We start from the raw sequence: 18,585 nt of genomic DNA, 5'->3' as shown, positions 1-18,585 counted from the left end.
GCGAAACGCCTGGTACGGGACGAAATTAAGGGGACGGCTCCGGGCGCGGCGACCGTCGGACGACGTCACCGGTGTAAGTCGCCCTAGGCCACTTCCGGCTCGGCGGCCACGAAGGCCGCTTCCAGACGGCGGATCCGCGCCCAGAACTCGGCCTCCCGGCCGGATTCGAGAACGCCCAGGTATCCGCCGGGGACGACGCGGCCCACGAACGGACCGGACGTCCACACCCGCCAGCCGCCCGTGGCGTCGTCGCCCGAAGCGGACGCGGGATCGTCGGTGCCGCGGATCGCCGCGATCGGGCACGGGAGCTGGGTCTTGGCGGGCCCGCGGTAGGCGTTCAGCAACTGGAGATCGCCGAGCAGCAGGTCCAGGGCGTACTCCCAGCTTTCGGGCGAATCGCGGTAGCCCGCGACGGGGGTGAGCCCGGTGCGGCCGAACACCCGCCCCATCGCCGAGGCCCCCGCTTTGGCGTTCTTGTCCGGCGAACGCCGTTGCGGGGCGCACGCGTCCACGACGATCAGCGCGCGAGGCGACACACCCAGCCGTTGAGCCGTTTCCAACGCGACGAAGGCGCCCATGCCGAATCCGATGGTCACGGAGCGGCTGAACCAGGCCGTCGGCATCGCGGCGGCGGACTGCGCGGCGAGTTCTTCGACGGCGGAAGCCGGCGGCTCCGCGAGCCTTCCCCCGTGTCCGGGGTATTCGACGCCCCGAACGTCCGCATCGGCCGCGCCGGCGAGCGGGTCGAACGCGCGCAGCGTGCCGCCGGCGGGCGGAAACACCAGGTAGCCGCGGCCACGACTGTCTGATGTGGACAGTGGAACGAGTGCGGCCGTCATGATCCGAAAGATACGCGCCATTAACCCGAATGGGGTAACGGTTCGGATTCGACCAAGATCAATTCACCCACGAGGGGGAGCTCTTCGGGAAAAGATGCCCGGCCGTGTCGTATCTGGCACTTCCTGTTCGACGTCTTGATAAGAGCCGGAAGGAGAAAGCGATGAACACCACGACACTGGCCTCGACCACGCGGCTGAACCCGGTGAGCCGCACCCTGCCGGTTCTGCTGGCGATGGAGGACGACGCGGAAGACGTCGGCCGCCTGTCCCCGGACGACCGGCTGACCTGCCACGTGCACGGCCGTTGGATCCACCAATGCGTGGCTTCGCCGCTGCACGTCAACCCGATCACGCGGCACCGCTGGTGCCGTTCGTGCGCGACCGCGTTGACCGTCTCCATCGACGAATTGTCCGGCGACGTCACGATGTTCTGCCCGCGGTGCGGCCACGGCGAGAGCGCCGCCTCCGCCCGGCTGATCGCCGCGTGCCGGGCCAGCCTGGCCGCCGCGCGCCGCCGTTTCGGTGCTCGGGCCGCTTAACCGGACCGGCCGAGGACGCGCTCGATGATCCGGTCGCGATCCGGCGGGCGGAGATAGAGATAGTGACCGGCGTCCGGCAGGATCTCGACGTCGGCATGGGGGACGAGGCTTTCGAGTCGTGTGGCGGCGGTGACCGGATCGTGCACGACGCTGCGTCCGCCGAACAGGGCGAACGTGGGCACTTCGACGGACCGTAACGCGGCTTCGTTCGGGCGAACCTGGAACGGCACCCGGGCGCGATAGCACCGGATCCCGGCGAGGATCAGCCGGGCGGCGGGCTGGTCGAGGACGTCCTCTCCGGCGGTCCACGCGACGAACCGCCGCCACAGGCGATCGTTGTCGAGTACGGCCACTGGCAAGCCGTACCAGGACACGCGCCGGGAGAACGGCGCCGAAACGGTGGTGGCGTCCAGCAATCCGATGGACGCGAGTCTTCCGGGCGCGTGGATCGCCTGGTTGACCGCGTGCCAGCCACCGGTCGAACCGCCCACGAGATGCACGTCGGTCAGTCCCAGGTTCTCGAAGACGTCGTTCAGAGCGCTCGCCCGGTCGCGGATGTCTTTGAACGGGGCCTTATGCACGCTTCGGCCCGCTTCGCCGAGGGTGTCGATCGCGTAGACCGAGTGTCGCTCCGCCAAAGCGGGGATCAGGGTCGCGAAACAGGCGGAAGTGGCCATGAGCCCCGGCAAGAGAACGATCGGCGTGCCGTCGTTCCCGTAGCGGTAGACCCGCGTGGTGCCATGGTGCGTTTCGACGTCGAAGACCGCGTCCGGCTCCGGGCACTCGGCCATGGCGCGGTCATAGGCGGCGAAGTAGTGCTCCTCGGCCGCCGGATTTTTGAAACCCCCGATTTTCCGCATGAGCGGAACGCTAGGCAAAGCCGCGTTTCCGGTCTTGAACGAAAGTAAGGTGAAGGCATGGGCGGGTGGGGTCTCGTGGTGCCGCGGCGGGATATCGCCCGCGCACCCGGCGAGCGGGTTCTCCGGTGGCCCCATCCCGCGCTGGCCGCCCACGTGGCGAGCTACGTCGCGCACGACCTCCCCGACGCGGGCGCGAACTCCTGGCAGATCACCCCGTTGTCCGTGCTCACCTGGATGATCGACCTCGACGCCCCTGCCCGCGGTGCCGAGGTTCCCGATTCGCCGGTTCTGGGGCTGCGAGACCGGCCGTTGCGTGTCGAACAGACCGGGGCTTCGCGCGGGATCGTGGTCACCCTGACCCCGCTCGGCGCGTACGCGTTGTTCGGGATTCCGTTGCGGGAACTGACGAATTCGGTGGTCGCGGCGTCCGCGCTTCTGCCGGTCGGGGCGTTGACCGAACGGCTGGCCGAGGCGGCGGACTGGGCGGAGAGATTCCGGCTGCTGGACGAATATCTCGCGGCGAAGCTGGCTCGCGGTCCCGTGCTGGCCGCCCCGGTCCGGCACGCGTGGGACCGGCTTTCGGCGGGCCCGGTCCGCATCGACGCTCTCGCGGACCAGATCGGCTGGAGCAGGCAGCATCTCAACGCCCGGTTTCGCGAACAGATCGGGCTGAACCCCCGCACGGCCGGGCGGATCGCCCGGCTCAATCGGGTGCTGGCGTTGATGAGCCGGGCGTCGTCCCTTCCGTGGGCCGAGGTCGCGCACCTGGGCGGCTACAGCGATCAGGCGCATCTCGTCCGGGAGTTCCGGGCGTTGACCGGATGCAGCCCGACCGAGGCCGGGAAACCGGCTGGGCTATTTGTTCCGCCACGTGACGGCGCGTGAATCAGCGCTTTCGTAAGGCTGCGAGGTGTACGACAGCGACGTGATCGGATCGGACGCGACCCCGAAGTGCAGACGGCAGGACTCGAAGACCGCGCCCATGGTCGAGAAGTCCTTCGGTGCGAAATTCTGGTCCTCGCACCCGGTGACGTCGGCGTCGCCCATGCCCAGAAGTGAACCCGGCCAGCCGCCGCTCTTGGTCTTCGCACTGAGGATCGGGGTGTACACCTCGGCCATGTTGGAGCCGTCGACGTTGGTGAGCTTTTCGCGGACGAAGAAGAAGTTCTTGCCCCGCAGCTTCGCCTTGTCCTCATCCTTGAGCGGCAGGCCGTCGATGTCGGCGTCGGGCGCTTTGACCGATTCCACGGTGACCGTCAGCCCGATGACCCCTTTCGCGTAGTGGCTGTAGAACGGGATGATCGCCTGCTCGCCGAATTTGAGCTTCGTACCCGGTTTGACCGCCTCGCCGGTGACCTCCAGGGTCGGCGTGGTGGTGAGATACGGCTTCGGCGTCGTCGTCGGTTCACTGGCCGACGTCTCGCCGGAAGTGGTGGCGCCGGCGCTCCGGGCCTGACCGACGTTCTGCGGTGGCGTGCAGCCGACCAGCGCGGCACCGAGCATCGCGGCGACGACGGCATGACGAACTATCGGACGTGTGGGCACGACCGATCTCCCCTCGGAAAAGTGAAAACATTTGGATTTCCCCCGAAGTGCACTTTAGCCAACGAGCGTTCACCCGATCGGCGGAGGTAGGTTGCGGACATGACCCAGGTTTCGCCGCCTGCCGAGGCTGCCACGAGGATCACCGGACGCGCCGTCTCCGGGCAGAGAAGCCTCTCGAGCGGGGTGACCGAAGTGGTGCTGGACAGCGGCGACACCGTGGTCGTCAAACGGGGCCATGCCCGGAACGCGATACCCGCGGAGGCCGCTGGCCTGCGGTGGCTGGGGGAGCCCGGTGCCGTGCGGGTGCCCGAAGTGCGCGGCCACGACGACGAGTGGATGGTCACGGATCTGGTGGGCGGAGGGCGGCCGACGCATCACGCCGCGGAGCGGTTGGGGCGAGGGCTCGCGGCACTGCACGCGGCGGGCGCGCCCGCGTTCGGCGCGGCGCCGCCGGACGGCCCCGTCGACGCGTGGATCGGCCTGGCCCCGATGAAGAACACGCCAGGAAACGACTGGTCGCGGTGGTACGCCGAGTATCGAGTCCTGCCCTATGTCCGTCGCGCGGTCGACGAGGGCACTCTGAACGCTGACGAGGCCGCAGTCATCGAGCGGGCCTGCGCGCGGCTCCCGGAAGTGGCGGAACCTCCGGCGCGCCTGCATGGCGACCTGTGGAACGGCAACGTGCTGTGGGGGCCTGTCGAAGCCTCGCTCATCGATCCGGCGGCGCACGGCGGTCACCGCGAAACCGATCTAGCCATGCTGCAGTTGTTCGGCTGCCCGTTGCTCGACCGGGTGCTCGCCGCCTACCAGGAGGTCGCCCCGCTCGCCGACGGCTGGACCGACCGGATCGGCGCGCACCAGCTGTTCCCGCTCCTGGTCCACACTGTCCTTTTCGGACGGTCGTACGCCGGTCAGGCGGTCGCGGCGGCGAAGGCCGTCGGCCGGTAGGTCACCGCGCGAGGCGGTCGAGCCATTCGGCGAGCATCGCGTGCTCGGCCGGGGTCAGTACGTCCCCGTGTTCCTTCTCCAGCGCGGCTTTGAGCGCGATCGCACGGCTGGGGACGTCCGACGCCTCGTCCGCGCTGTCGGTGGTGATGGCCGCGATGACATGTTCGCGCGCGGCGACGATCAGGTCCGGGTCGCGTTGGTCGGGCGGGCTGGCGAGGAACGAGAGGATCACGCCCATGCCGGTCGCGTGCACCAGCTGCGCGGCCTGTTCGACCGGGACGCGCAGCCTGCCGGCCTCGGCGATGCGGCCGACGATCCGGCGGAGGATCGCGTCCGCCTCCCGGCGGGCTTCGCGGACGCGGGGCTCGCCGTACATGAGCATGTAGAAGGCGGGCTGCTGCAGGCCGAACTCGACGTGCAGGTCCCAGCCTCGCCGCAGGTCGCCCACCGGGTCGTCGGTCTCGCCGAGGGCGTGCTTCCCCTCCAGGTAGCTCTTGAAGCCATACGTGGCGACTGCGTCGAGCAGCCCGTCCTTGTCGCCGAAGGTCCGGTAGAGCGTGGGCGCCTGCACTCCGGCGGCGGCGCTGACCGCACGCGTCGACAACGCCTCGCGTCCGCCCTCCCGCAGCAGCTCCGCGGCCGCGCGGACCAACCGGTCTTTCGTCGTCAACGTCATGTATCGACGATAACACTCGTCCGGTAGCAGTGGTTCGATATCGGTGATACTGTGATCTCGTTATCAATGGAAACGCCTGATGGGAGCAAGTCATGGCACGCGTAGCGATCGTCACCGGCGGGTCGCGGGGCATCGGCAGGGAATCCGCGGAGCGGCTCGCGTCGGATGGATTCGCGGTCGTCGTCGTGTACGGCGGCAACAAGGACGAGGCGCAGGCCGCGGTCGACGCGATCACCGGCAGGGGCGGCCAGGCGATCGCGGCCCAGGCCGACGTCGCCGACGAGCAAGCCGTCGCGGCCGTCTTCGACATCGCGGAGAAGACGTTCGGCGGTGTCGACGTCGTGGTCCACGCGGCGGGAATCATGTACCTCGCGCCGGTGGCCGAACTGGATCTCGACCGGCTGGACCGGTTGCACCGCACCAATATCCGCGGCACCTTCGTGGTCGACCAGCAGGCCGCCCGCCGCGTGCGCGACGGCGGCGCGATCATCAATTTTTCGACTTCGGTGCTCGGTCTCGCCCTGCCGGGATACGCCGCCTATGCCGCCACGAAGGGCGCCGTCGAAGCCGTCACGCTGGTCCTCGCCCGCGAACTGCGCGGCCGCGACATCACCGTGAACGCGGTCGCCCCCGGCCCGACCGCCACGGCGCTGTTCCTCGACGGCAAGGACGAGGCGACCATCGCGAGCATGGCGGCGCAGCCCCCGCTCGAACGCCTCGGCACCCCGTCCGACATCGCCGAGGTCGTCTCGTTCCTCGCCGGTCCGGCGCGGTGGGTCAACGGGCAGGTCCTTCGCGCCAACGGCGGTATCGTCTGAGGCCCTCGTGAGTGGTGAAGGCGGTTAGACAGGTTGTGAAAGCCACTTTCGCAACGTTGAAGGTTGCGAAAGTGGCTTTCACAACGTCAGCGGAGGCTGCATCGCCGACGCTCGGGGCCCCCTTGGGCTCACAATTTGTCCTTTGTGGACAGAAAGGTCAGACGACGGTGCCCTCGGCGTCGTCGTCCGAGTCGGTCTCCTCGATCTTCCACTTCAGCTGGAACTCGACCTCTTCCTCACCGTCACCGCGCTCGTGCTCGATCGAGAACTGCGCGCGGGCGGGGACGCGGAACCGTTCCCCGGCGATCTGGATGCGGAACGAGGTCTCGGACTCGAGCGCGTCGGCGAGCCTGCGCAGTTTCGCGACGACGTCGGCGGTGGAGTAGACGCGTTCGACGTCTCGGGGAGCGGTTCCGGTCACGGTTTCCTCCAGAGGTCCGACACCCTGGCCGGGTGTCCTGGCGTCATTCAATCGGGTGATCGACACCTGCGAGAGGCCGGGGTCACAGTGACCGGGCGAGGCGGAAGCCCACGTCGTCGACGCGGAACGTGGGGTGGCTGCGACGCCGCACCGAGGCCCGGCAGCTCCACTGCTCGTCGAACCAGCCCCCGCCCTTCAACACTCTGTACTCGCCGTACACCTCGGCGTCGTAGACGTCCCAGCACCATTCCCAGACATTGCCGAGCATGTCGTGCAGGCCCCACGCGTTGGGCGCCTTCCCGCCGACGTCGTGCACGGACTCCGCCGAGTTCCCGCGGTACCAGGCGATCTCGTCGAGTGGTCCGTAACGGGGGCCGGTCGTGCCGGCGCGGCAGGCGTGTTCCCATTCCGCTTCGGTGGGCAGGCGGTAGCCGTTCGCGGACCGGTCCCAGGTCGGCGAATCCAGCTCATAGACGGGAGTCAGACCCTCGCGTTCGGACAGGGCGTTACAGAACAGGAGCGCGTCCTGCCAGGAGACGTCGACGAGGGGAAGCCGTCCGGTCTCCTGGGTGACCGGAACCGGGCCGAGCAGGAACGACGCGACATCGACGGTCCAGCTCCGCTGCGTCCGCCGGTCCGCCAGCGTCGCCCGGCCTGCCGGGACGGTGATCATCTCCATGGTCCGGCCGATGTTACCCAGCCGGACCCGCCATGATGGGCGCGTGCCTCTGCTCATCGAGCCCGCTCTCCCCGCCGGTACCTTCCGCTCGGCCCGGCAGCCGTGTCTGATCGTCGACGACAGGCTGGTGTTGCGACCCTGGTGCGCTGACGACGCGGAGGACGTCGAATCCGCCTTCGCCTGCCCCGTCATCCAGCGCTGGCATGTCCGCCGTATCGACGGGGCGGACGAGGCCCGCGAGTGGATCGCGAGCTGGGAACGGCGCTGGACGGACGAGACCGACGCGAGCTGGGCCGTGGTCGACGCGCGCGAAGACCGGCCGGTCGGGCAGGTCGGTCTTCGCGCGATCTCGCTCTTCGAGGCGTCGGCGCAACTGTCCTACTGGGTTCTCCCGGCCGCCCGCGGCGCGGGGATCGCGGGCGACGCGGTGGCGGCGTTGACGCGGTGGGCGTTCGAAACCGTGCGGCTGAACCGGCTGTTCCTCCTGCATTCCACCGCGAACGCCGCCTCGTGCCGCGTCGCGGGCAAGGCCGGGTACGAACTCGAAGGCACGCTGCGCTCATCGATGTTGCACGTCGACGGGTGGCACGACGTCCACCTGCACGCGCGGCTCAGGAACGGACCGGCGACCTCTTCCGCAGAACGAACGGAAGCGGGACAAGCGCGATCGCCGCACTGATCCAGATGGCGTAGCGGTAGTCGGCCGTCGACTCCGTGACGAAACCCGCGAGGACCGGCCCGAGGAACGCGCCGACGTTGAGCGCGACCGTCGCGAACGAACCCCCGAGCGTCGGAGCTCCGGGAGTCACGTGCATGACCCGGGCCACGAGCGCGGAACCACAGCCGAACGACAGTCCACCTTGGACGGTCGCCAGGACGAACAACGCGATCGGGTGCGCGCCGGTGGCCGCGAGAGCGGCCCAGCCCACCGGCAAGGCGCACAACGCGAGCACCAGACCGCGCCGGAGTTCACCATCGCCCGTGCGGCCCGCCACCGTGACACCGAGGAAAGCGCCGACGCCGAACGCCGCCAGCAGCCCGGAAACCGCGCCGGCCGGAAGATCCGCGACGTCCGTCGCGATGACCGCGAGGAAGGCGAACGTCGCGAAGGTCGCACCATTGACCAACGCGGCCAAGAGCATCGACTGACGGACGGGACGCGCTTTCAGTTCGCGCGCTTCGCGCCTGATCGAGACTTCGGGCGGCGTCGCCGCGCCGGAGGGTGCCGAACGGAACACCAGCACCAGCGCGGGAAGGCACAACGCGGCCACCGCCCAGAACGCGGAGCGCCAGCCCGCGAGATCGCCGAGCACGGCGCCCGCGGGTACTCCGGCCACACACGACAACGTGATGCCCGCCAACAGGATCGCGGTCGCCCGCGCCTGTTTCCCTTGTGGCGCCAGAGCGACCGCGACCGGCATCGCCACGGCGAGGAAACCGGCGTTGACCACCGCCGCGACGACCCGGGTGCCGAACAGCAGCGGGAAGCTCGTCGTGACGGCGCCGATGACGTGCACGACGACGAAAGCGGCCAGGAACCCGGCCAACGCCCGGCGCCGGGGCCAGCGCGCGCTGAGCACGGCCATCGCGGGAGCGCCGACGATCATTCCGACGGCGTAGGCCGAGGTCAGCGCGGCGGCCGCGCCCACCGGTACGGACAGCTCGCCGGCGATCCCCGGTACTAGACCGGAGGCCATGAATTCAGAGGTGCCTTGCGCGAAAACGGCAAGGCCGAGGACATAGACGAACAGGGGCAACGGACGACTCCCATGGGAAAGGCGATCAGGAGGAGCCGTGCGCTGGACAGGAGGAAACCCGGCCGGGCGCACGGAACAGCGCTCCGGTCACCGGGAGGCGAGAGGACCTAACGGCAGGAAAGGAAGACTCGCCGCCGGATGACCGGCGGCGGGGTTCTGTCCGACTCGGGGCTCGTCACGAGAGCGCACACTACACAGACGTCGCGCGACCGGTCCAACGGGTATTGCCGGACGCGGGGAAAACGGCGCCCGTTCCGCGTACCGGAACGGTTTCGTTGCCCGCTCGAATGAACCCGAGTAATGCGCTTTGACCTGCGGTTTCGTGACTGTTCCGGTACTGGGAACCGCACTTGGATTCGGTTAATCTCGACTCCATGATTCCCACGGTTGTCTGGGGTACGGGCAACATCGGCCGTGCCTCCATCCGGGCCGTCGACGCGCATCCGGCGCTGGAACTCACCGGAGTGCTCGTGCACGATCCCGCGAAGGTCGGCCGTGACGCGGCCGCGCTCGCGGGGATCGACGGCGAACTGGGTGTGGCGGCGACCGATGACGTCGAAGCGGTCCTGGCGGCGGGTCCACGGGCGGTGGTGTACGCGGCGTCAGGTGACATCCGGCCCGCCGAAGCGCTGGCCGACATCGTCCGCGCGGTCCGGGCCGGTGCGGTGGTGGTGACGCCCGCGCTCTACGCGCTGTATGACCAGCGTAACGCGCCGGACGAACTGCGTGAGCCGGTGCTCGCGGCGATCGCCGAGGGTGGCGGTTCGCTGTTCGTGTCCGGCGTGGATCCCGGCTGGGGCAACGACATCCTGCCGTTGCTGGTCAGCGGGCTCGGCACCACCGTGGACGCGGTCCGCTGCCAGGAGATCTTCGACTACTCCACCTACGACCAGCCGGATTCCGTCCGCTATCTGGTCGGGATGGGGCAGCCGATGGACTATCAGCCGCCGATGCTGGCCCCGTCGGTGCCCACGATGGTGTGGGGCGGGCAGGTCCGGCTCATCGCGCGCGGTCTGGGCGTCGAACTGGACGAGATCCGCGAGACGCTCGAGCGCCGCCCGCTCGAGGAAACCGTGACCACGCGGGCGATGGGCGAGTTCGAAGTGGGCACGCAAGGCGCCGTCCGGTTCGAAGTGCAGGGGATCGTGGACGGCGAACCCCGCATCGTCGTCGAGCACGTCACCCGGATCCACGCCTCGTGCGCGCCGGACTGGCCGATGCCGCCCAGCGGCGACGGCGCGCACAAGGTGATCATCGAAGGCCGTCCCAGGATCGAGGTCTCGGTCGAGGCCACCGACGAGGGCGAGAACCGGTCCGCCGGCGGCAACGCGACCGCGGTCGGCAGGCTGGTCGGCGCCATCGACTGGCTCGTGGACGCGAAACCGGGCCTCTACGACGCACTCGACGTCCCCTTGCGACCGGCCACCGGCAAGCTCGGAAGGAGCGCGCGATGAACATCGACATTCCCGAGGGCAAGGACCCGATCGGTTACGTGTGGGGCGAGATGGTGCCCGGGATCGGCGTCGCGGCGTCGAATCTCTCGCTCGCGGTGTACTCGCACACCACGCTGGGGCTGCGCGAGTTCGAGGCGGCCCGGCTGCGGATCGCGCAGATCAACGGCTGCGTCTTCTGCCTGGACTGGCGGACCGAACGCGACGGGGTGAAGGTCGAGGAGGAGTTCGCCGACGCGGTGACCGAGTGGCGCACCACCGACGCGTTCGACGAGCGGACCCGGCTGGCCGCCGAGTACGCCGAACGCTACGCGCTCGACCACCACGGCATCGACGACGAATTCTGGAAGCGGATGGCGGAGCATTACAGCCAGAAGGAGATCGTCGAACTGAGTATGAGCATCGGTTCTTGGCTCGCCTTCGGACGGCTGAACCACGTTCTGGGCATCGACACCGTCTGCGTTCTTCCGAAGATATGACAGTGCTTGTTCAAAGAATAGGCCGGGGTGGCGGCCCCGGCCTATTATGGATCGTCGTCACAGATCGGTGGCGACGATCTTTTCGATGTTCCTTTCCGCCAGCGCGGTAATGGTGACGAACGGGTTCACCGACGTATTACCCGGAATCAACGCGCCGTCGATCACGTAAAGCCCCGGATGGCCGTGGAGCCTGCCGTAATTGTCGGTCGCCTTGCCGAGCACCGCGCCGCCGAGCGGGTGGTAGGTGAGGTGGTCACCCCAGATCTTGTACGTGCCGAAGAGGTCGGTCCGGTAGATCGTGCCTTCCTTCGCGTTGATCTTGTCGAAGATCGTCTTCGCCATCTCGATCGACGGCTGTTTCCAGGCGGTCTGCCAGTTCAGGTCGACCTTGTTCGCGCTCGGGTTCCAGGAGAACGTCGCGCGGTTGAGGTTCTTGGTGATCGACAGGTAGAACGAGGCGTAGGTCTCGATACCGGTGGGCAGCGGCGCGACCTCGGCGAACGCTCCGCCGGCCGCCCAGTTGTCGATCCCCGCGGTGGGGATGGACGACTGCAGGGCCCCGGTGGCGTCCCACATGTGGTTCGCCCGGCCGCACATGACGTTTCCGTTGTCGCCCCAGCCTTTTCCGACCTCGTTGTTGAGGTTGGGCAGGGCGCCGGTCGCCTTGAGCTTGACCAGCAGTTTGCTCGTGCCGACGCTGCCGGCCGCGAAGAAGACCTTGTCCGCGGTGACCGACTTCGTCGCCGTCACCGTGCCTCCGGTGTCGAGTTGTTCCATCACCACGGTGTATCCGCCGCCGGACGCGGGCGTGACCGACGTGACGCGGTGCAGCGCCGAGATCGTCACCCGCCCGGTCGCCTTGATCCGCGGGAGATAGGTCTGCTGCAACGACCTCTTGCCCGCGTTGTTGCCGTAGAGGATCTCCCCGGCCAGCGCGGACCTCGGGACCGTGCCGGCCTGTTCCTTCTTCATGTAGTCCCAGTCGTACACGTCCGGGACGAACAGGAACGGGAAACCCGACCGCTGCGCGTGTTTCCGGCCGACTCGCGCGTACTGATAGCACTCGGCGGTCTCGAACCAGTCCGGGTCGATGGTGGCCACGCCGAGACCCGCGTTGGCGCGCGGGTAGTAGACGCCGTACATCTCGTCCGCGTCGACCGTCGGTAGAACCGACCCGAAGTTCTCGCGCTTCGGCGTGACGGCCATCCCGCCGTTGACCAGTGAGCCGCCGCCGACACCTCGGCCCTGGTAGACGGTGATGCCACTGAACTCTTCGGCGTCGAGGATCCCGGTGTGGCGCGGGACGTCCTTGTCGAGCGGGAAGCCGAGGAAGTTGCTCAACGGCTGCTTGGTCCTCGTCCGCAGCCAGAAGGAGCGATAGTCGGGCTTGGTGGTGTTGGCGAAGATCTTGCCGTCCGTGCCCGGGGTGTCCCATGCCATGCCGAGTTCGACGAGGTGGACGTCGACGCCGGCTTCGGCGAGCCGGAGCGCGGCGACACAGCCGCCGTATCCGGAGCCGATGACGAGCGCCGGGATTCGGGCGGCGTCGGCGATCGAACTTTTCGCGGAAGCCGTCCCACCGAGGGCGGCGGCCCCCAAGATAGAACCGGTTCCAGCAATAAAGAGGCGACGTGATAACTGTCCGGAAGCGCTTCTCCACATGGTTTCGTCGCTCACGTGATCTTCCTCACCGTTGAGGGATTTAGAACAAGTTATACCTGCGTCTATACCGAGTGGCAATAAAGTCGGCCGATAGGCCACTATGTACTGCTGTGGAGTCCACTCGAGTTGATCGTTGGCTGTGGGCCGTCCGGCTGACCAAGACGCGTCCGGACGCCGCAGCGGCCTGCCGTGGCGGCCATGTCCGCGTGAACGGCAAACCCGCCAAACCCGCGACCACCGTCGTGGCGGGTGACGAGGTCCGTGCGCGGGTTCACGACACGACGCGGATCTTGGAAGTCGCGCGGGTGATCCAGAAGCGGGTCGGTGCCGCCGACGCGGCGACCTGTTTCATCGACCGGACGCCGGCGCCGCCGCCGGAGGCCGCCGTACCGGTCGCGCGGCGGGAGCGGGGCGCGGGGCGTCCGACGAAACGGGAACGTCGAGTGCTCGATCGCTTCCGCTCCGGAGAGCACTGACCGTTCACATACGTGGACGTGATTCACATCCGTTGACGGACGCCAGGGACGTGAACTATAAAGACGGGGTCCGGGTGTACACGCCGCAACACCTTCCGTCAGTCCGTCACGGAGGTTTCGGGTGTCCCGAAAAAGTCCTCTTCGTCGTGCCGTCCTACCGGCGGTCGCCGCCGTGGTCGCCACCGTCGCGCTCCTGCAGATACCGCCCCCGGCGGCGGACGCGGCGCCGGGACCAGGCGCGCTGACCGGCCTCGACCTCGGCGCGGCCAATCGCCGCGCGCCGGTCGCCGGCCTCTACGACTGGTCCAAAGCCGGATATCGCGGTGGTGCCGCGCTACCCGGCGCCGGTGAAGTGAATCCGAACGCCGCCTGCCAGGTCACCGCGGCCGAACTGGCGAGCCAGTACAACGTCGAACCGGACGACGGCGCCGACGACACGAACGGGATCCAGGCGGCGATCGACGGGATCAAGAGCGCGTGCTCGCCGTCCGGGAGCTACACGAAGCTGAGCACGATCACCTTCCCGGCCGGCCGGTTCGACGTCACGCACGAGATCCACGTCGACGCCGACTACCTGATCCTGCGCGGCGCGGGCAAGGACGCCACGAAGTTCGTCTACAAGCCGGACGCGAACACCCTGTACGACGCCCTCACTCCGGACGGTTCCGACTGGGACGAGGACGGGATGACCTCGGGTGCGGGCAAGGGCGGCTGGCTGTGGCCCGGCCGCGGGCTGTTCCGCGTCCAGTCCAGGGGAGTGCACACGTCCTACGCGAGCGACTACGCCGCCGCGCCCGCGAACCGCAAGGACATCTTCGAGGGCACGATCAACGTCCACTGGAAGGCCGGAGTGAAGCTGCGGGGCAAGCCGGGTGACACGGCGTTCGCCGCGCGGACGGGGGACAAGGTCGTCCACCTGGCGAGCAGCGGCGCGCTGACCTCGCTCGCCGCCGGGAACCTGGTCAACATCCGGGCGGCCAACTCGCAGAAGTTCTACGAGCAGCAGCAGGCGACACCGACCACGTTCCCGTTGCTGAACATGCACATGCGCCAGCAGATCTTCACGATCGCCGCGCTCGACACCACGGCACGCACCATCACCCTCGACAAACCGCTCGAGTACGACGTCCCGGTGAACTCCACTTCGGACGGTTCCGCCCCGATCGACGGCGCCACCTACGACTCGAAGGCGGCACCGCTGGTCGACCCGGTGCTCGGCGTCGGGTTCGAGGACCTCGGGTTCACCCAGGACATGCCGGGTCTGAACCCCGCTGATGCGAACAACAACTACGGCAACATGGCGCCCGCCGCGGAGATGCACGGGATCGTGTTCAAGTGGGCGGCGAACTCCTGGGTCCGCGGTATCCGCGCGGACATGACCGGCTCGCACCCGATCGTCACCGAGGAGGCGAAGAACCTCCAGATCGTCGACAACGAACTCAACGGATCGTGGAACAAGGGCAAGGGCGGCAACGGCTACTTCCGCGGCTCCCGGGTCTGGGATTCGCTCTACGCGGGCAACACCTCGACCCTGCTGCGGCATTTCACCTTCCAGTGGTCCGCCGCGGGCAACGTGGTGATCGGCAACTCGTTCGACTCCGACCTGAACCTCCACGGCGGCTGGGAACGCAACAACCTCTTCGAGCTCAACACGGTCAAGGTCCCGTACGCGCACCGGTCCGGGAACTGCCGCGCCAACTGCGGCGAGGAGGGCGGTGGCGGTCCCGACGACTCGAACTGGTTCCCGATCTGGTGGGGCGCGGGCAAGAAGGCCGTCAAGTGGTCGGGTGCCTCCGGCTATCGCAACGTGTTCTTCAACAACGCCATGACCAAACAGCTCGCGGACAACGGCCCGTATAACGACTTCTACGCCGACCGCCACCGCGTCTACTCCTTCGGGTGGGACGGCACGGCGTACAAGCACCTCGACGTCGGCGGGACCCCGATCGCCGACTGGGCGAAGAACGAGCAGCGGGACTACACCGTCGGACACGGCGTCGACGCGTCCAAGACCGATGCCGCGTCGTCGCTGTTCCTGAAGGCCGTCGACGGGACGCCGCCGTCTTCCCCGACCAGCCAGAGCCCCACCACGACCACCCCTACCTCCACTACGACGACACAGAACCCCACTGCCTGCCTGAACGCGACCTTCACCCGCAAGTCGGTGTGGGACAGCGGCTACGGCGCCGGCTTCACGATCAGCAACACGTGTTCGGCCTCCGTGGGGTCGTGGGTGGTCGAGTTCGACCTGCCCGCCGGGACGACTATCACCGGCTCCTGGAGTTCGGTGCTGACCAGGACCGGGCAGCACTACCGATTCGGGAACGCCACCCACAACGGGAGCGTCAAACCCGGCGGCACGGCGACGTTCGGTTTCAACGCCGCCGGCCAGGGGCTGCCGTTCGCCTGCTCGATCGCCGGAACGAAATGCGGAGGCACGGAATGACGAGGAAGCGACTGCTCGCCGCGATCGCGGCCACGGCGTCGGCGGCGGGACTGTTCGGCGCCGTCGTCACGGCGGAAGCCGCCGCCCCGAGCCTGACCGTGACGTTCGCCCAAAGCTCGGCCTGGGACAGCGGATACGGCGGGAAGTACACGCTGACCAACGCCGGGGACGCGAACAGTACACAGTGGACGATCGAGTTCGATCTGCCCGAGGGCACCGCGATCACCACGTCGTGGAGCTCGGTGCTCACCAGGAGCGGGCAGCATTACAAGGTGACCAACGCCGCCTTCAACGGCACGATCAAACCCGGCGCCACGGCGTCCTTCGGATTCAACACCACCGGGCTGGGCCTGCCGACCGGATGCACGGTCAACGGCAGCCCGTGCGGGGGAGGAGCGCCGACCACGACCACCACCCCGCCGTCCCCGACCAGCACAAGCACTTCGCCGACGACCACCACCAGCGTGCCGTCCGGGGACGTCGTCGACGTCGGCACCGCGGCGGAACTGCAGGCCGCGTTGGCCGCGGCGATCCCGGGCCGGACCATCCGGCTGGCCGCGGGAACGTACCGGGGTTCGTTCGTCGCGACGAAACCCGGCACGGCGGCCGCGCCGATCACGGTGACCGGACCGTCGACGGCGGTCCTGATCAACGACGGCCCGTCCGGTGAGGCACCGTCCTGCCCGGCCCCGACGGCGGGCTGGGATTCCGGGTACGGGTTCTGGCTGTACGGTGCGCCGTACTGGCACCTCCAGGGCTTCTCCGTGCAGGAAGCCAAGAAGGGGATCGTCGCCGACAGCTCGCACCACACGGTGATCGAAGGGGTGCGGGTGCACCGGATCGACGAGGAGGCCGTGCACTTCCGCCGTTCCTCGGCCGACAGCGTCATCCGTGACTCGACGATCAGCCACACCGGACTCGTGCAGGCCGGGTACGGCGAGGGCGTCTACCTCGGCTCGGCGAACTCGAACTGGGCCTGCCACGGGAACTCCGGCGGGGTCGACCGGAGCGACCGGATCCAGGTGCTCAACAACCACATCGGACCGTACGTGGCCGCGGAGGGCATCGACGTCAAGGAGGGCACCGAAGGCGGCGTGATCCGCGGCAACACCTTCGACGGTCAAGGGATTTCCGGGCAGAACTCGGCCGATTCCTGGATCGACGTCAAGGGATTCGGATACGTCATCGAGGGGAACACCGGCACCTTCGCCTCGCCGGGAACCTTCGCGAACGGCTACGAGACGCACAATCCGGCCACCACCCCGTCGTTCCCGAACGGCTGCGGGAACGTGTGGCGGGACAACAAGTCCGATCTCGGCGGCGTCGGCCAGTACGCCATCAAGATCACGTCGACGTCCAAATGCTCGGAACGGCCGAACGTGGTCTACGCGTCCAACACCGTGTCCAGGGCGGTGAACGGGCTGACCAACGTCCCCGTCACGCCTTGACGGACGCCGGTGACGGGAGCGGCGCGGCTCCCGTCACCGGCGGGTCAGTCCCGGACCGCGGTGATCGCGACGGTGGCGTAGCGCGCGGTGAACCGGCCGCCCATCCTGTCGATCGCCGCCCCGACTTCAGCGAGGATCTCTTGTCGCACTGTGGATTCGACCCAGGTCAGCGAGCCGAACGTCGGAAGCTGGTCCAGCCATTCGTCACGGGTGTAGACCCGGTCCCAGTCGTAACGGCTTCGTTCCGGCTCGCCGAACCCGCCCACCTCGCGCAGACCGTCGGCGACTTTCACGATGAGTGGCCCGTACGGGTCAGAGGGCTGTTTCGGCACGCTCTTGAGATCGATCGGGGCGTCCGGCACGAGCCGCCGGTAAGCGTCCGCCAAGGCGTCCGCGACCTCTTCCGGCGGTTCGGGTACGTGCCAGAACGCGGCGAAGAGTCCGCCGGGCCGTAGGACCTCGGCGGCCTTGGCGGCGGCGGCCACGGGGTCGACCCAATGCCAGGCCTGTCCGGAGACGAGCAGGTCGAACCGGCGTCCGGCGGGCTCCCAATCGTCGAACTTCGCGACTTCGACGTCGATTCCGCTCTGCCGGGCGAACTCGGCCATTCGCTCGTCCGGCTCGACGCCCAGCACGTGACAGCCCGCCGCGTGGAACTGGCGCGCTTCGATGCCGGTGCCGACGCCGACGTCGAGGGTCTCGCGGCCGGGAGCGGCGGCGATGAGGTGTTCGACGAGTTCCGGGGGATAGGCGGGGCGGGTCCGGTCGTAGCGTTCGACGTCCACGCCGAAGGATTCCGCGGCCTGTCGATGGCGATGAGGCTCTTGCCCCGAAGGTAGAGTGGGCATGCGCCCACCTTAAGTGGGCACTTGCCCACTCGTCAACGCAAGGGAGCCGAATGCCGACAGGAGTGGCTTTGCGCGCCGTCCGCGCGCAGTTGTTCGACGCCGCCGAACGGGTCCTGCTGCGGGACGGGCCGAGCGGGCTCACCAGCCGTGCGGTGACCACGGAGGCGGACTGCGCGAAAGGCGTGCTGCACCGGCATTTCGACGATTTCGACGGCTTCCTCGCCGAGTTCGTGCTCGACCGGATCGAGAAGCTCGACGAGAAGGGCCTGCGGGAGGCCGTCGGCACCGGGACGGTCGTGGACAACCTCACCACGGCGCTCACGGCGGTTTTCGAGTCGGTCGCCGTCGCGATCGTCCCGCTCGTGATCTTCCGTGACGAGCTTCGCGCCCGATTGCGCCGCGAATGGCCCGCCGGGGTTCCGGTGCTGACCCAGGCCGCCGTCATGATCGGCGGCTACCTCAAGGCGGAAGGGGATCTGGGCCGGATCGCCGAGGACTCCGACGTCGAGACTTTGGCCGCAACGCTCATCGGTGCCACGCATCTGCTGTACGCGGACCGCACCGCGCCCGCGCCGGAGATCGCGCAGGTGCGGAAGGTGGTGGAGACGGTGATCGGGACCTGACGACGTTCGCCCGGCGGTGCCCGAGGCGTGACTCGCGTGATCAGACTCCGCACTCACGTGATTGAAGGCG

The 18,585-nt window shown here is 68.4% G+C and carries 20 protein-coding genes; 11 read left to right on the top strand and 9 right to left on the bottom strand.

The window, feature by feature from the left end; translation table 11 throughout:
- Nucleotides 1-83: 83 nt before the first annotated feature.
- Nucleotides 84-839, bottom strand: coding sequence for a thioesterase II family protein (locus ACSMFO_RS04115; protein ID WP_436456975.1), 756 nt, complete (start codon nt 837-839; stop codon nt 84-86).
- A 161-nt stretch (nt 840-1,000) separates the two neighbouring features.
- Here ACSMFO_RS04115 and ACSMFO_RS04110 point away from each other — a divergent pair, with 161 nt between their 5' ends.
- Nucleotides 1,001-1,378, top strand: coding sequence for a hypothetical protein (locus ACSMFO_RS04110; protein ID WP_125733829.1), 378 nt, complete (start codon nt 1,001-1,003; stop codon nt 1,376-1,378).
- Here ACSMFO_RS04110 and ACSMFO_RS04105 read toward each other — a convergent pair.
- The gene (locus ACSMFO_RS04105) at nt 1,375-2,238 is read right to left on the bottom strand and encodes an alpha/beta fold hydrolase (RefSeq protein ID WP_436456974.1); all 864 of its coding nucleotides are present in this window, start codon (nt 2,236-2,238) and stop codon (nt 1,375-1,377) included. The genes ACSMFO_RS04110 and ACSMFO_RS04105 overlap by 4 nt on opposite strands.
- Nucleotides 2,239-2,295: 57 nt before the next feature.
- Here ACSMFO_RS04105 and ACSMFO_RS04100 point away from each other — a divergent pair, with 57 nt between their 5' ends.
- Entirely contained in the window at nt 2,296-3,123 is an 828-nt protein-coding gene (locus ACSMFO_RS04100; RefSeq protein ID WP_436456973.1) for a helix-turn-helix domain-containing protein, read from the top strand.
- Here the strand turns inward: ACSMFO_RS04100 and ACSMFO_RS04095 are convergent.
- A complete protein-coding gene (locus ACSMFO_RS04095) occupies nt 3,094-3,783 on the bottom strand; it encodes a hypothetical protein (RefSeq protein ID WP_436456972.1) in 690 nt (229 codons plus the stop codon). The genes ACSMFO_RS04100 and ACSMFO_RS04095 overlap by 30 nt on opposite strands.
- Nucleotides 3,784-3,882: 99 nt before the next feature.
- Here ACSMFO_RS04095 and ACSMFO_RS04090 point away from each other — a divergent pair, with 99 nt between their 5' ends.
- A complete protein-coding gene (locus tag ACSMFO_RS04090) occupies nt 3,883-4,731 on the top strand; it encodes a fructosamine kinase family protein (RefSeq protein WP_436456971.1) in 849 nt (282 codons plus the stop codon).
- 1 nt (nt 4,732) lies between these two features.
- Here the strand turns inward: ACSMFO_RS04090 and ACSMFO_RS04085 are convergent, their stop codons facing one another.
- Nucleotides 4,733-5,407, bottom strand: coding sequence for a TetR/AcrR family transcriptional regulator (locus tag ACSMFO_RS04085; protein ID WP_436456970.1), 675 nt, complete (start codon nt 5,405-5,407; stop codon nt 4,733-4,735).
- Nucleotides 5,408-5,499: 92 nt separating this feature from the next.
- On the opposite strand from ACSMFO_RS04085, the gene ACSMFO_RS04080 reads away from it, so the two are divergent.
- On the top strand, nt 5,500-6,225 hold the full coding sequence (locus ACSMFO_RS04080; protein WP_350595736.1) for an SDR family oxidoreductase: 726 nt from the start codon (nt 5,500-5,502) through the stop codon (nt 6,223-6,225).
- A 157-nt stretch (nt 6,226-6,382) separates the two neighbouring features.
- On the opposite strand, the gene ACSMFO_RS04075 is transcribed toward ACSMFO_RS04080, so the two are convergent.
- Both ACSMFO_RS04075 and ACSMFO_RS04070 read right to left on the bottom strand, forming a co-directional pair.
- Nucleotides 6,383-6,646, bottom strand: a complete 264-nt coding sequence (locus tag ACSMFO_RS04075) for an amphi-Trp domain-containing protein (RefSeq protein WP_016334492.1) — start codon at nt 6,644-6,646, stop codon at nt 6,383-6,385.
- Between the two features lie 82 nt (nt 6,647-6,728).
- Nucleotides 6,729-7,325 (bottom strand): formylglycine-generating enzyme family protein, encoded by a 597-nt coding sequence (locus ACSMFO_RS04070; RefSeq protein WP_436457070.1) that lies wholly within the window; start codon nt 7,323-7,325, stop codon nt 6,729-6,731.
- Nucleotides 7,326-7,368: 43 nt separating this feature from the next.
- Between ACSMFO_RS04070 and ACSMFO_RS04065 the strand changes: the two genes are divergently transcribed.
- Nucleotides 7,369-8,004: a GNAT family N-acetyltransferase gene (locus tag ACSMFO_RS04065; protein ID WP_436456969.1), complete on the top strand. Its 636-nt coding sequence runs from the start codon at nt 7,369-7,371 to the stop codon at nt 8,002-8,004.
- Here the strand turns inward: ACSMFO_RS04065 and ACSMFO_RS04060 are convergent.
- Nucleotides 7,937-9,082: a Cmx/CmrA family chloramphenicol efflux MFS transporter gene (locus ACSMFO_RS04060; protein WP_436456968.1), complete on the bottom strand. Its 1,146-nt coding sequence runs from the start codon at nt 9,080-9,082 to the stop codon at nt 7,937-7,939. The two genes, ACSMFO_RS04065 and ACSMFO_RS04060, sit on opposite strands and share 68 nt — an antisense overlap.
- A gap of 374 nt (nt 9,083-9,456) precedes the next feature.
- On the opposite strand from ACSMFO_RS04060, the gene ACSMFO_RS04055 reads away from it, so the two are divergent.
- Nucleotides 9,457-10,536: an NAD(P)H-dependent amine dehydrogenase family protein gene (locus tag ACSMFO_RS04055; protein ID WP_436456967.1), complete on the top strand. Its 1,080-nt coding sequence runs from the start codon at nt 9,457-9,459 to the stop codon at nt 10,534-10,536.
- On the top strand, nt 10,533-11,012 hold the full coding sequence (locus tag ACSMFO_RS04050; protein ID WP_125733837.1) for a carboxymuconolactone decarboxylase family protein: 480 nt from the start codon (nt 10,533-10,535) through the stop codon (nt 11,010-11,012). Before ACSMFO_RS04055 ends, ACSMFO_RS04050 begins: the two co-directional genes overlap by 4 nt.
- A 57-nt stretch (nt 11,013-11,069) precedes the next feature.
- Here ACSMFO_RS04050 and ACSMFO_RS04045 read toward each other — a convergent pair whose 3' ends face one another.
- Complete coding sequence (locus ACSMFO_RS04045; RefSeq protein ID WP_436456966.1) at nt 11,070-12,611, bottom strand: GMC oxidoreductase; 1,542 nt, start codon at nt 12,609-12,611, stop codon at nt 11,070-11,072.
- A 173-nt stretch (nt 12,612-12,784) separates the two neighbouring features.
- On the opposite strand from ACSMFO_RS04045, the gene ACSMFO_RS04040 reads away from it, so the two are divergent.
- From ACSMFO_RS04040 to ACSMFO_RS04030, 3 genes are all read left to right on the top strand, one after another.
- Nucleotides 12,785-13,150, top strand: a complete 366-nt coding sequence (locus tag ACSMFO_RS04040) for an RNA-binding S4 domain-containing protein (RefSeq protein WP_436456965.1) — start codon at nt 12,785-12,787, stop codon at nt 13,148-13,150.
- 121 nt (nt 13,151-13,271) lie between these two features.
- A complete protein-coding gene (locus ACSMFO_RS04035; protein WP_436456964.1) occupies nt 13,272-15,596 on the top strand; it encodes a cellulose binding domain-containing protein in 2,325 nt (774 codons plus the stop codon).
- A complete protein-coding gene (locus ACSMFO_RS04030; protein WP_436456963.1) occupies nt 15,593-17,044 on the top strand; it encodes a cellulose binding domain-containing protein in 1,452 nt (483 codons plus the stop codon). The genes ACSMFO_RS04035 and ACSMFO_RS04030 overlap by 4 nt, the downstream gene beginning before the upstream one ends.
- A 44-nt stretch (nt 17,045-17,088) precedes the next feature.
- On the opposite strand, the gene ACSMFO_RS04025 is transcribed toward ACSMFO_RS04030, so the two are convergent.
- Nucleotides 17,089-17,829, bottom strand: a complete 741-nt coding sequence (locus tag ACSMFO_RS04025; RefSeq protein WP_436457069.1) for a class I SAM-dependent methyltransferase — start codon at nt 17,827-17,829, stop codon at nt 17,089-17,091.
- A 113-nt stretch (nt 17,830-17,942) separates the two neighbouring features.
- Between ACSMFO_RS04025 and ACSMFO_RS04020 the strand changes: the two genes are divergently transcribed.
- Nucleotides 17,943-18,515, top strand: coding sequence for a TetR/AcrR family transcriptional regulator (locus tag ACSMFO_RS04020; protein WP_436456962.1), 573 nt, complete (start codon nt 17,943-17,945; stop codon nt 18,513-18,515).
- The last annotated feature ends 70 nt before the right edge of the window (nt 18,516-18,585 follow it).

The sequence above is a fragment of the Amycolatopsis sp. w19 genome (assembly GCF_051373225.1).
Taxonomy (GTDB): domain Bacteria; phylum Actinomycetota; class Actinomycetes; order Mycobacteriales; family Pseudonocardiaceae; genus Amycolatopsis; species Amycolatopsis japonica.
The sequence above is the reverse complement of the archived record's forward strand: the minus strand, read 5'-3'. Positions and strand labels throughout refer to the sequence as shown.